The organism is Rhodanobacter sp. MP1X3, assembly GCF_014207165.1.
GTDB lineage: Bacteria > Pseudomonadota > Gammaproteobacteria > Xanthomonadales > Rhodanobacteraceae > Rhodanobacter.
Map to the genome: position 1 here is coordinate 1,179,731 of NZ_JACHCO010000001.1, position 11,566 is coordinate 1,191,296.

An 11,566-nucleotide genomic window follows, 5' to 3' on the forward strand; every position below is an offset into this window, starting at 1 on the left:
TGTCTTGCTGAGTCCAGTGACTGCAAATAAAAAACGCCGGGCCGTCATGCCCGGCGTTTTTTATGATGCTTTTCTAAAGTGCTGACGCCGCCTGCCGTCGCTGCATCACCTGTGTGTGGATGAAATCCACGGTGTCGTTCAGTGCCGGCGCCTTGCTGCGAAATTGCTCGGACAGCGAAAACAGCAGCGCGAAATGGCCAATGCCCGGGTAGAGTTTTACTTCGACCGGCTCATGCTCGCGGCGCATGGCAGCGGCCAGCGAAAGGGTATTGCGTGGCCAGACGATCTTGTCGGTGGTGCCTTGCATCAGCAGCATCGGCGGTTCATCGCCGTTGACGAAGTGCACGGGCTGCGAGCGCAGCTGGGCTTCATGGGTGGGACCGAACATGTCGACGAAATCCGGGTCTTTCAGTGGCAGGAAATCATACGGGCCGGCCAGGCCGATAAAGCCGGCCAGCTGCCTTGGTTGCATGCCGTCGTCAGCAAGCCAGTGCGCGTCCGTTGCCAGCAGGGCGGCGATGTGCGCGCCGGCCGAATGCCCCATCACGAACAGCTCTTTGTTGTCGCCGCCGTATTCGCCTGCATGCGTGTGCGTCCACGCCACCGCGCGCGCACCGTCCTGCATGAAGCCGTCCAGTTTCACTTTCGGCCACAGCCGGTAATCCGGAATCATCACGACCAGGCCGCGCTTGGCCAGCGCCTCGCCGACGAAGCGATACCACTGGCGCTTGCCGGACTTCCAACTGCCGCCGTAGAAATACACCACCACCGGCGCGTGTTCGGTATGCGGCAGGCGATAGATGTCCATGGCCAGGCCATGCTCGGCATCAAACGTCACGTCGTGATCAACGATGACGTCGCCGTGATGGCTTGTCGCGTTGAGACCGGCAAAAAGCGTTGCCTGACAACCTGTCAGCAGGCCGGCACTGAGCGTCAACAGAATCGCTGCTAGCAGGCTGGAGCGACGTGGGCGAGGGGATGGAGCGTGGTGGTCCGACGGCATGCCTGTTCCTCGCATCTTTGCGGTAGCTCGCCGGTTTTGTCGCCAATTTTGGCGACAGAAAACGGTGCGTGAGCGTATGAGTGAGCTTTTAAATACGTGATGACGCCGCCGCAGGATGCAGGTCCAGCTCTATAGCACCTACACTGTGATGGCCGCAGGAGTGAACCAGGGAGCGCAAGCATGAGGGGCATTGGCATGGGGAAAGCAGAAATGGATCGTCGATCGGTTGTGTTGCTGGCCTTTTGCTGGCTATTCAGTTGGCTGATGGCATCGCCATTGTTGGCGCAGGACATACCGCCGCCACTGCGCGACTGGCAGGCCTGGGTGCTGCACGGCGTACCGCAGCATGACTGCCCATTCCTCGCCAACCAGATGCCAAACGCCGGCAGTTATCAGTGTGCGTGGCCCGGTCGGTTGACCTTGGATGCAAACAAGGACGGGGGCCATTTCAGCCTCGATGTGCATGTGGACGCGCCCAGCTGGGTCGTCCTGCCGGGTGATGCGAGAAACTGGCCGCAGCAGGTCAGCACCAATAACCAGCCGGCGACCGTGTTGCAGCACGAGGGTCAGCCGATGCTGTGGCTTACCGCGGGTGACTACACATTGCAGGGCACGCTGCCGTGGACCGCACGACCACCGCGCCTGCGCGTGCCTGCGTCGATCGGTTTGATCACGTTGAGCGTTGATGGCGCCGCGGTCACCCGCAGCGAACGCCAGGGCGATCAGCTGACGCTTGGCGAAGCCGCCTCTGCGCAGCGCGCTGCTGATGCGCTCTCGTTGCGCGTCTATCGTCGCCTGGAAGATGGTCTGCCGGCGACGCTGGAAACCCAGCTGCAGTTCAACGTGACTGGCAGTGCGCGGGAGCAACTGCTCGGGCCGGCCCTGCCAGCCGGTTTTGTTGCGACCGCGCTGACTGGCGATTTGCCAGCGCGACTTGAGAATGATGGCCGGCTGCGCGTGCAACTGCGGCCTGGCCAATGGACTGTTTCGTTGCAGGCGCGCCGCACCGATGCACTGAGTGCCATCGCGTTGAAGCTGCCGGTAGCGCCGTGGCCACGGCAGGAAATCTGGAGTTACGCCGATGACACTGATCTGCGCAGCACACGCGTCGACGGTCGCGCTGTCGATGCGGCACAGGCTGGCGTGCCGGACGACTGGCGGGAGCTGCCGGCCTTTGCGCTGGACGATACTGCCGGCCTCACGATCGAACAGGGTGCGCGCGGCGACGAAGGTGGGCAGGGCGCTCAGCTGCATCTGCAGCGAGAGCTGTGGCTTGATTTCGATGGCGCTGGGCTCAGCGTCGCCGATCATCTCAGCGGTGACCTGCGTCATCACCAGCGTCTGGATGTGGCCACTCCGTGGCAGCTGCAGCGGGCATCGCAGGGCGAAGAGTCGTTGCTGATCAGCAAGGGCGACAACGGTCGCAGCGGGGTCGAAGTACGTCAGCAGAAAATCGATCTCAGTGCAGGTCTGCGTCTGCCCGAGCACAGTGTTGCTGTGCCCAGTGCCGGCTGGCAGCTGCCGCTGGAAAGCATCGACGCCACGCTGCATCTGCCACAGGGCTATCGCCTGCTCGGTGCGCCCGGTGCGGACCGTTCGCCGGATTCGTGGGTGGCGCAGTGGAGCCTGCTCGATCTTTTCATCGTTGCGGTTATTGCATTACTTGCCGGCCGCTTGCTTGGCTGGCGCTGGGCGGCGCTGGCCGTTGTTTTTCTTGCGCTGGCGCAGCACGAGGACGGCGCGCCGCGCTGGACGCTTGCCGTAGCCATCGCGCTGGCGCTGCTGATGCGGGCCTTGCCCGAAGGGCGTCTACGGCTGGGCGCACGCATCGGTGCCATCGTGTTGTTTGCGTCGGCTGTGCTGTGGACGCTGCCGTTTGCGTCGACGCAGCTGCAGGACGCCTTGCATTCGCAGCTGGAAGATTCGTTGAATGGACAGGCTGTTGCTGCAGGTTACAGCGCGCCGCCGGCAGTGGACGAAGTCAGCCAGAATGCCGTTCAACCGCCGCCACCTGTCATGGCCGCGCCAGCTCCACCCGCGCCGGTCGAAGATTCATCAATGGCCAGCCAGTCCGCTTCTCAGGATGAAAGTAAGTCCGCGCATCCGGAGTTGAAAGAGGTGGTAGTCACGGGTTCGTCGATATCATCTTCCACGCAGGTCACCCACGAACAAAACAACCCCGACCTGATTCAGGCCGGCGGCGGCACACCGCAGTGGAACCAGGGCAACAATTATCACCTCGGCTGGTCCGGGCCAGTGACGCCAGAACAGACAACCCGCTTGGTGATCGCGCCATCGTGGCTGGTGCGCCTGCTGCGCGTGCTGATGGTGGCCCTGTTGGCTGCGCTGCTGGCCAGGCTTGCACTGTTGCTGTTGCCACCGTTGCGCGGATCGCTGCATACCTTGCGCAACCGTGGCGTGGCTGGTGCAGTGCTGATCGTGCTGGTGCTGCTGCCACATGTATCTCACGCGCAGAGCCTGCCTGATCAACAGTTGCTCAATCAGCTGCGTACTCGTCTCACCGAGGCGCCGACCTGTGCGCCGACGTGCGCGCAGATTGCGCAGGCACAGCTGCAGGTGACGGCCGATACACTCGGTGTCGTATTGGAAGCGCATATCGGTGCGCCAACCGCTTTGCCCTTGCCGCAACCGGATGATGCACTGCAGTTGCTCGATGTCAGCGTGGACGGTCATCCCATCGCGCCGCTGGCACGTCGTGGTGATCAGCTGCTGCTGCGGCTGGATCGGGGTGTGCATCGGGTCAGCCTGCGCTACCGCATCGCTGCGGCGGATAGTGCCAGCCTGCGCTTTGAACTGCGTCCGCAGCACATCGATTTTGCCGGACAAGGCTGGTCGCTGGATGGTGTCGACGATGGTCGCGTGCTCGGCGACAGCATTGCGCTCAACCGTGTGCGCACGGCCATCGACGGCAAGGACACTGCGCTGGCGCAGAGCTTCCCGCCCTACATTCGGCTGACCCGTAGTCTTGCGCTGGGTATCGACTGGACGGTGGAAAACGTCGCCGAGCGCATCGCCCCCAAGGACGGCGGCTTCAGCACCACGCTGCCACTATTGCCTGGCGAACATCCGTTGGGCGACGACGCGCTGGTGAAAGATGGACGCATCAGTGTCACCTTCAGCGCCGGCAGCGACACCGTGCACTGGACCAGCCGGCTCGATCACACGACGACGCTGACGTTGAAGGCGCCGGTACTGAGCGAGCGTGCCGAGGTCTGGCAAATCAGTACGGCGCCAATGTGGCACGTGGATGCCAAAGGCGTGCCGACCAGCGCCAGCGACGACGGCTTGCGCTATCAGCCGCTACCTGGCGAGACGCTCCAACTCGTGCTGAGCCAGCCGATGGCGATCGCCGGCGACAGTCTCGCGTTTGACCGCGTGCAGGTGGATAGCACGACAGGTGAACGCGTCACCGAAACCACGTTGAATCTGCAGGCGCGCAGCACGCGTGGCGGCGAGCATGCCATCAGCCTGCCTTCGGGTGCCGAGCTGCTGGAGGCGAAGCGTGATGATGCGCCGATCAATCTCGTCATCCGCGATGGCAAACTCAATCTGCCGCTGCTGCCGGGTGAACACGACTACACGCTGCGTCTGCGCGAGCCCGGTGGTGTCGCTGCGCGCTTGCATACGCCGGCATTTGCACTGCATGCAGCGACCGCCAATATCGACCTCACGCTGCGTCCGCCACAGGATCGCTGGGTGCTGTGGACGTGGGGGCCGACGGCTGGCCCGGCGGTGCTGTACTGGTCGCAGTTGATCGTATTGCTGTTGGCATCGTGGTTGCTGGCGCGCTACGCACCCACACCGCTGCGGTTCCACCACTGGCTTTTGCTGGGGTTGGGTTTCTCCGCGTTCGCGTGGAGTGCCTATGCGCTGGTGGTGCTGTGGTTGATCCTGTTGGGGTTGCGGGCGCGCGGTGAGCTCTCGGCTCGCCTCAGTACGCCAGTGTTCAATCTGCTGCAGATCGGTCTCGCCATCCTCACGTTGCTTGCGTTGCTGGTGCTGATCTCAGCCGTGCCGAAGGGCTTGCTCGGCTTGCCCGACATGCACGTGGCAGGCAACGATTCCAGCGCGTGGCAACTGCACTGGTTTGCTGACCAGACGGCGGATGCGTTGCCACTTGGTGGTGTGCTGAGCGTGTCGCTGTGGGTCTACAAGATCGCCATGCTGGCGTGGGCGCTATGGTTGGCCAACGCGCTGATCGGCTGGCTGCGCTGGGGCTTCGAGGCGTGGTCCAGTGGCGGCTACTGGCGGCCCAAGTCGACAGCGCCCCTGCCAGCAACCACTGGCGCCAACGAGGAGCCGCCGCATGTCTGACGTGCGCAGTGTGCTGACCGATGCCATGCAACGCATCGGCGACGGTATCGATGCCGAGGTGCTCCTGCTGCATGCGCTGGGCAAGTCACGCAGCTGGTTTATCGCGCATGCCGACGATGAGCTGGATATAGACGTCCAGACGGCTTATATGACGCTGGTTGATCGCCGGGTGCAGGGGGAGCCTGTCGCCTATATCACCGGTCGTCGGGGCTTCTGGTCGCTGGATCTGGAGGTAACACCGGACACACTGATCCCGCGGCCGGAAACCGAGCTGCTGGTCGAGCTGGCACTGGAGCGCCTGCCTCGTGGCACGGCCGCGCAGGTCGCTGACCTCGGTACCGGCAGCGGCGCCATCGCGCTGGCCATTGCCAGCGCGCGTCCACAGGCCAGCATCACCGCCACCGATGCGAGTGCGGCGGCGCTCGCGGTCGCGATAGGCAACGCCCGGCGCCTGCGCATCAACAACGTGGACTTTCTCCAGGGCGACTGGCTGACACCGCTGATCTTCCAGCGTTTTGCGCTGATTGTTTCCAATCCACCGTATATCGAGGCAAACGATCCACACCTCGCTCACGGCGATCTGCGCTTTGAACCGGCCAGTGCGCTGGTGTCTGGTAGGGATGGATTGAAGGATATCCGCTGCATCATCAACGATGCGCGCGAGCATCTGCAGCCCGGCGGCTGGCTGCTGTTCGAGCACGGCTGGCACCAGGGCGAGGCTGTGCGGAAACTGCTGAATGCCGCCGGTTACATCAAGGTATTCACTGCGCAGGATCTGGAGCAGCGCGATCGCGTCAGCGGTGGTCGTATTTAATAAAGAGCCCCGCGGGATGGCAGGGCTTCCAGAGGTGAAACTGGATTACTCAACCCGTACTGGCGATCGCCATCAGCTGGGGAAATCGCGCCTGTATCGCATGGCGGATGCCGGGCAGATCGAGGCCTGCCATGGTCAACACTTCGTCACGGCTCCCATGTTCCAGATAGAGATCCGGAAGGCCGAGATGCAGGATGGGTTTGACGATACCGTGGGCAGCCAGGCATTCGGCGACGCCCGAGCCGGCACCACCGGCGACGGCATTGTCCTCCAGCGTGACGAAGGCATCGTGGGTTTTCGCCAGTTCGAGCAGCATCGCCTCGTCCAGCGGTTTGACGAAGCGCATATTGACCAAGGTCGCATCAAGCTCGGCGGCGATGGTTGCAGCGGGTGCCAGCATGCTGCCGAAGCTCAGCAACGCCAGACCATGGCCACGCCGGCGTAGCTCGGCCTTGCCAATCGGCAAGGTATCGAGTTCTTTATGCATAACGGCACCCGGACCACTGCCGCGTGGGTAACGAATCGCAGCGGGTCCCGTGTGCTGGAAGCCAGTGCTGAGCATCATGCGGCACTCGTTTTCGTCGGCCGGCGCCATGATCAGCATGTTGGGCAGGCAGCGCAGGAAAGAGAGATCGAACGTGCCAGAGTGCGTCGCGCCATCCGGCCCGACCACGCCGGCGCGATCGATGGCGAAAGTGACGTCGAGATTCTGCAGAGCCACATCGTGGATGGCTTGGTCGTAGGCGCGCTGCAGAAAGGTGGAATAGATCGCCACCACCGGCTTGGCACCTTCGCAGGCCATGCCGGCGGCCAGCGTCACGGCGTGCTGCTCGGCGATGGCGACATCGAAATAGCGCTGCGGGTATTCCTTGGAGAAACGTACCAGGCCCGAGCCTTCGCGCATCGCTGGCGTGATGCCGAGCAGGCGCTCGTCGCTGGCGGCCATGTCGCACAGCCAATCACCGAAGATATCGGTATAGGTGGGTTTTGCCGGTGCAGATTTTTTCGTGAGGCCCGCTTCTGGATCGAACGGCCCAACCGCGTGGTATTCGATCTGCGCCTGCTCGGCCGGCGCGTAGCCCTTGCCTTTCGTAGTGATCACGTGCAACAACTGCGGCCCGGGCAGGTTCTTCACCGTGCGCAGTGCGTGCAGCAGTTGCGGGATGTTGTGGCCGTCGATCGGTCCGGTGTAGTGGAAGCCCAGCTCTTCGAACAGCGTGCTGGGCACGAACATGCCCTTGGCGTGTTCCTCCCAACGCTTGAACCAGCGGCCGAAGAAGGATTTTTTCGGGATCGCCCGCTTGGCCCGCTCGCGCCAGGTATTGAGCGTCTGGCTTGCCATTGCGCGCGCCATCATTTTGGTCAGCGCACCGACGTTTTCACTGATCGACATGCCGTTGTCGTTGAATACCACCAGCATATTCGGCTCGACATCGCCGCCGTGGTTCAGCGCTTCGAACGCCATGCCGGCGGTCATTGCGCCATCACCGATCACGGCAACGACCTTGCGATGGTCACCCTTGCGCTGCGCGGCGATCGCCATGCCCAACGCGGCGGAGATCGAGGTGGACGAGTGGCCGACGCCGAAGGTGTCGTACTCGCTTTCCTCGCGGCGCGGGAATGGCGCCAAGCCATCCTTCTTCTTGATCGTGGTGATGCGGTTGCGGCGGCCGGTGAGAATCTTGTGCGGGTAGCACTGGTGGCCGACGTCCCATACCAGCCGATCCACCGGCGTTTCGAAGACGTAATGCAGCGCCACGGTCAGTTCCACTACGCCAAGGCCGGCACCAAAGTGGCCGCCGGAGCTGGCCACGGCCTCGATCAGGTACTGCCGCAGCTCGTCGGCCACGGCCGGCAGCTGGTCGTCGGATACGCGGCGCAGATCGATCGGCGTGTCGATTTTGTCGAGATGGGGGTAGCGGGAAAGCTCAGTCATCTGCGTATTGTTGGTCCAGCGGCATGGCGGAGCAAGGGCGGGACGGGGTAAATGCCCGGGCAGGCACTATGTGAGGCCTGAACCTCGACGGCCCCAATGACCGTTGGCTACCCGGTTATCGGGTTTTACCACTTTTAAAGAACCCAGCATGAGCGCTTCGTCAATGTTCCGCCGGTTTGCCGCCGTCACCGGTCTCCCATTCCACTTTGCTGATACGTGGCAGCTGGTTATCAATACTGCCACCACCAAATCACTTTCCTGATGATGTTTCTGATCCAGAACGACGCAGAGCCGCGACGGCGCGGCGGTGCAAATCAAGCTTGATGAGCTGATTCGCAGCAGCCGGGCGCACAACGTCCTGCTCAACCTGGAATAACTCGACGACGAGATGCTGGCGCGAATTCGGCAGCATTACTGCCGGCTGGCGGACATGGGACGCGGCGAACTGGGCAATCTGGAAGAGGCTTTGGCGGCAGATTCTGACTAATCCGGGGCGCAGATCAGGTTTTACGCAAATGCCTCAGCCGTCGCCGGTCGCCGATTCCTCGGCAGGTGGTTGACCAGAAACTCCATCTGATCGGCCAGGATGTTGCGGTTGGACAGGATCAGGTGTTCGACCCAGCTCGGGCGATACGGTACGGCCAGCAGCGGCATATTGGCCTGTTGCGGGGTACGGTTGCTCTTTTTCAGGTTGCAGTGGAGGCAGGCACTGACCACATTTTCCCATGCATCCGCGCCGTGCTTGGAGATCGGCAACACATGGTCGCGGGTGAGTTCGCCGCGGGTGAAGTGGTTGCCGCAGTAGAGGCACAGATGGCGGTCGCGGGCGAACAATGCGGTATTGGTCAGCGCAGGCGCAGGATCGATCGCATGGTCGCGGCAGTGACCGGTACTGGCGATGATCGGATGCAGGTGCATCAGGCTCTGTTCGCCGTGCAGGCGGTTGATGCCGCCATGGACGGTGAGACAGGGATCGCCCAGGGTCCAGGCCACCGCGTCGCGCACGTAGAGGCAAACCGCCTCCTGCCAGCTGATCCAGTCCAGGATGCGACCGCTGGCGTCAAGCGACAGCATTCGGGTCGCGTTGATATCGGCCCGGGTTGGAACTTCCGTCAGCGGGACTTCCATAAGCATGCAGATCGTCCTTCAGCCAAAGCGTCAGAGAGCGTTAAACAATGCACGGTGCGTCATTCCCGCCAGCATAGAACACTTTGATTGCAATTCGCATGCTAGCGATCGGGGGCTCTTGCCGGGCTTCCTGGGCCGTGCGGATTATTGCGATGGAGCCCAGTCACCGAAGGCGAGTCGCCCACCCGCTGCGGCGCTGATATAGTTGCCAATCACATAGACCCGACGCCGGGTTCTGAGAGGGGACGCTTCGGTGGCGACCCCGGCACGGCGGGGCAGAGGTATCAACGTGGCTGAAGTCCTTTTTTACGAGCGCCCGGTGCCGCTCAATCGTATCGACCACAAAGATATGCGCCTGAAAGGCGTGCCGAATCTGAAGTATGCGATGAAGGCGCACTCGGTGCCGCTCACCGGCACGGAATTCGCCATCGCTGCGCGCGATCTGTTGATCGTGTTTGCGGGCAATGAGGCGAAAGATGCCGGCCCCGTGGCGCTGCTCGGCCTTCGTCAGGACGAGAACCTGTACATCGATGCAGAGGGCCAGTGGGCGCCCGACATCTACGTTCCTGCGTTTGTCCGTCGGTATCCGTTTGTCTTGGCCGAAAAGCCGGATGGTCAACCGGGTGAAGAGCTGACCGTGTTTCTCGACGAGGATTATGTCGGTTTCAACAAGACCGAAGGCGAGCGTCTGTTCAAGGAAGACGGCACCGATACCGAGCTGTTGACCAAGGCAGTGGGCTTTCTTGGCGAGTTCCAGCAGAACATTGCCCGGACGCGCTGGTTCCTTGAGCAACTCAACAAGCATGACCTGCTGCAGCCGCGCAATATCCGCCTGCAGCGTGGCGCGCCCGACAGCGCAGATAGTCGCTCGATCAACCTCAACGGCTTGTTTGTGGTCAACGAGGAAAAGCTGCGCACGCTGGACGAAAAAACCACGCAAGAGTTTGCGAAGGAAGGCGTGTTCGGCTGGATCTACGCGCACTTGCTGTCGCTCTCGAATATCGACCGCCTGGCCCGTCGGCTGGAGCTGCGTGAGCTGGCTGAAACCCCGGCAAGCGACACGCGAAACTGAGGTAAGCACGCCAGAGGCCGGCGCGACGCCTAGGGCGTTGCGCCGGCCTCTGGTTTTTCAGCGCACCGGTTTGGCCAGTCGCAGCAGGTCCGGTGCATAGCCGCTCGCTTCATATAGCGCCCGCGCACCCTCGTTCCCCGGAAATACCGCCAGCGTCACCAGCTGGCAGTGGTGTTCGCGTGCCCATGCTTCGGCATGCGCCAACAGGGCTTTGCCGACGCCGCCGCGCTCGTGTTGCGGCATCACGGCCAGATCGGAGATATGGCAATTGCTGCGTCCGGTAAAAAAATCCGCCGTGCGCTGCAGGTGGATAAAACCGACCCTCTCGCCATCGGCATTCTCGGCCACAAACAGGTAGCTGTTCGCCGGCTGATCCTCCAGATGCTTCAGCAGATCGTTACGAATGCCCTCGATGCATTCGTGTCGTCGTCGCCACGGCGGCAGCGTGAAGTCCACGAAACGGGGTACCAGCGCGAGAATGAAATCGTCATCGTCTTCGGCAAGACGGATCAGCAAGGTTGGTTCGGTCATCGGGCAGTTGCGTAGCGGAGATTCCGATATCTTTTCTACACCTTGCGCCAAGATGACGGAAGGCCTAGGGCATCCATTTTCACTGAATATCGCTCGCGCTGGTCTTATTGGTGACTGCGCATCAGGTTCGGCAGGTCGATCTGCCCACTGCGTGTTTGGCCGCCGGTGTCAGCGTTTCGATCAACGGGTTGCCCCGTGCCACACAATAACGCACTGAAAAAGTCGTCAGATGTACTGGCCAGGTGGTGGTTGGCAAGCCTATTGCTTTGCTTGTCACATGAACGAATCAGCCTACGACATCACCTATCTGCTTGAGGCCGAGCTGGCCCAATTCAGTGCGCCGGCTGCGCCGGCAACTCGAACGGAAAAGGCGGCGGCAGCGTCCGCTGTGACTGAACCCGACGCGGTGGCGATACAAGCCGCTACGGCCAGGGAACTGCTGGACCTGGACGGCGCGCATGAGGCATTGATCCAGCAATACATGCAGATCAGCAACCGTTTTTCGTAAGGCTGTCCTTGGTGACAAGTGGTGTCCGTTGTCAGTACGTTGCCACTCCGGAACCAGAACTGACCAAGTTCGGCACTTTGGTTCATGGCGGAGTCTCCGCTGACAATTTGTGACGCAGGTTCCTGGAATGGTCCTGCGGACTCAGTGAAAAAAGCCCGGGCTAATAATGCCGGGCTTTTTTGCTGGGCGGTTCGGTAATGCCTCATGCGATGGCAGATGCCGAACCAAAGAAGACTTTT

General features: G+C 62.1%; 8 protein-coding genes and 1 pseudogene. 5 read left to right on the top strand and 4 right to left on the bottom strand.

The annotated features are described in order from the left end of the window. Window positions 1–73 precede the first annotated feature (73 nt). Window positions 74–1,003 (bottom strand): alpha/beta hydrolase, encoded by a 930-nt coding sequence (locus HDE79_RS04880; RefSeq protein WP_184600756.1) that lies wholly within the window; start codon window positions 1,001–1,003, stop codon window positions 74–76. 210 nt (window positions 1,004–1,213) lie between these two features. Between HDE79_RS04880 and HDE79_RS04885 the strand changes: the two genes are divergently transcribed. Continuing rightward, entirely contained in the window at window positions 1,214–5,338 is a 4,125-nt protein-coding gene (locus HDE79_RS04885; protein WP_184600757.1) for a hypothetical protein, read from the top strand. After that, complete coding sequence (gene prmC, locus HDE79_RS04890; protein WP_184600758.1) at window positions 5,331–6,152, top strand: peptide chain release factor N(5)-glutamine methyltransferase; 822 nt, start codon at window positions 5,331–5,333, stop codon at window positions 6,150–6,152. Before HDE79_RS04885 ends, prmC begins: the two co-directional genes overlap by 8 nt. 49 nt (window positions 6,153–6,201) lie before the next feature. Here prmC and dxs read toward each other — a convergent pair whose 3' ends face one another. Beyond that, window positions 6,202–8,088, bottom strand: coding sequence for a 1-deoxy-D-xylulose-5-phosphate synthase (gene dxs, locus HDE79_RS04895; protein ID WP_184600759.1), 1,887 nt, complete (start codon window positions 8,086–8,088; stop codon window positions 6,202–6,204). A gap of 148 nt (window positions 8,089–8,236) precedes the next feature. Here dxs and HDE79_RS04900 point away from each other — a divergent pair. Continuing rightward, window positions 8,237–8,461, top strand: a pseudogene (locus HDE79_RS04900) (low affinity iron permease family protein); the annotation flags it as partial. A gap of 134 nt (window positions 8,462–8,595) precedes the next feature. Here HDE79_RS04900 and HDE79_RS04905 read toward each other — a convergent pair. After that, window positions 8,596–9,222, bottom strand: a complete 627-nt coding sequence (locus tag HDE79_RS04905) for an HNH endonuclease (protein ID WP_184600760.1) — start codon at window positions 9,220–9,222, stop codon at window positions 8,596–8,598. Between the two features lie 283 nt (window positions 9,223–9,505). Here HDE79_RS04905 and HDE79_RS04910 point away from each other — a divergent pair, with 283 nt between their 5' ends. Beyond that, complete coding sequence (locus HDE79_RS04910) at window positions 9,506–10,288, top strand: SapC family protein (RefSeq protein ID WP_184600761.1); 783 nt, start codon at window positions 9,506–9,508, stop codon at window positions 10,286–10,288. A 57-nt stretch (window positions 10,289–10,345) separates the two neighbouring features. On the opposite strand, the gene HDE79_RS04915 is transcribed toward HDE79_RS04910, so the two are convergent. Continuing rightward, complete coding sequence (locus tag HDE79_RS04915) at window positions 10,346–10,819, bottom strand: GNAT family N-acetyltransferase (RefSeq protein ID WP_184600762.1); 474 nt, start codon at window positions 10,817–10,819, stop codon at window positions 10,346–10,348. 277 nt (window positions 10,820–11,096) lie between these two features. On the opposite strand from HDE79_RS04915, the gene HDE79_RS04920 reads away from it, so the two are divergent. Next, entirely contained in the window at window positions 11,097–11,327 is a 231-nt protein-coding gene (locus HDE79_RS04920) for a hypothetical protein (RefSeq protein WP_184600763.1), read from the top strand. Window positions 11,328–11,566 lie beyond the last annotated feature (239 nt).

What these genes read in the sequence shown, in the direction of transcription:
- HDE79_RS04920 (WP_184600763.1), top strand. Translation starts at nt 11,097, where the DNA reads ATGAACGAATCAGCCTACGACATCACCTATCTGCTTGAGGCCGAGCTG.
- prmC (WP_184600758.1), top strand. Translation starts at nt 5,331, where the DNA reads ATGTCTGACGTGCGCAGTGTGCTGACCGATGCCATGCAACGCATCGGC.
- HDE79_RS04915 (WP_184600762.1), bottom strand. Translation starts at nt 10,819, where the DNA reads ATGACCGAACCAACCTTGCTGATCCGTCTTGCCGAAGACGATGACGAT.
- HDE79_RS04880 (WP_184600756.1), bottom strand. Translation starts at nt 1,003, where the DNA reads ATGCCGTCGGACCACCACGCTCCATCCCCTCGCCCACGTCGCTCCAGC.
- HDE79_RS04905 (WP_184600760.1), bottom strand. Translation starts at nt 9,222, where the DNA reads ATGCTTATGGAAGTCCCGCTGACGGAAGTTCCAACCCGGGCCGATATC.
- dxs (WP_184600759.1), bottom strand. Translation starts at nt 8,088, where the DNA reads ATGACTGAGCTTTCCCGCTACCCCCATCTCGACAAAATCGACACGCCG.
- HDE79_RS04885 (WP_184600757.1), top strand. Translation starts at nt 1,214, where the DNA reads ATGGATCGTCGATCGGTTGTGTTGCTGGCCTTTTGCTGGCTATTCAGT.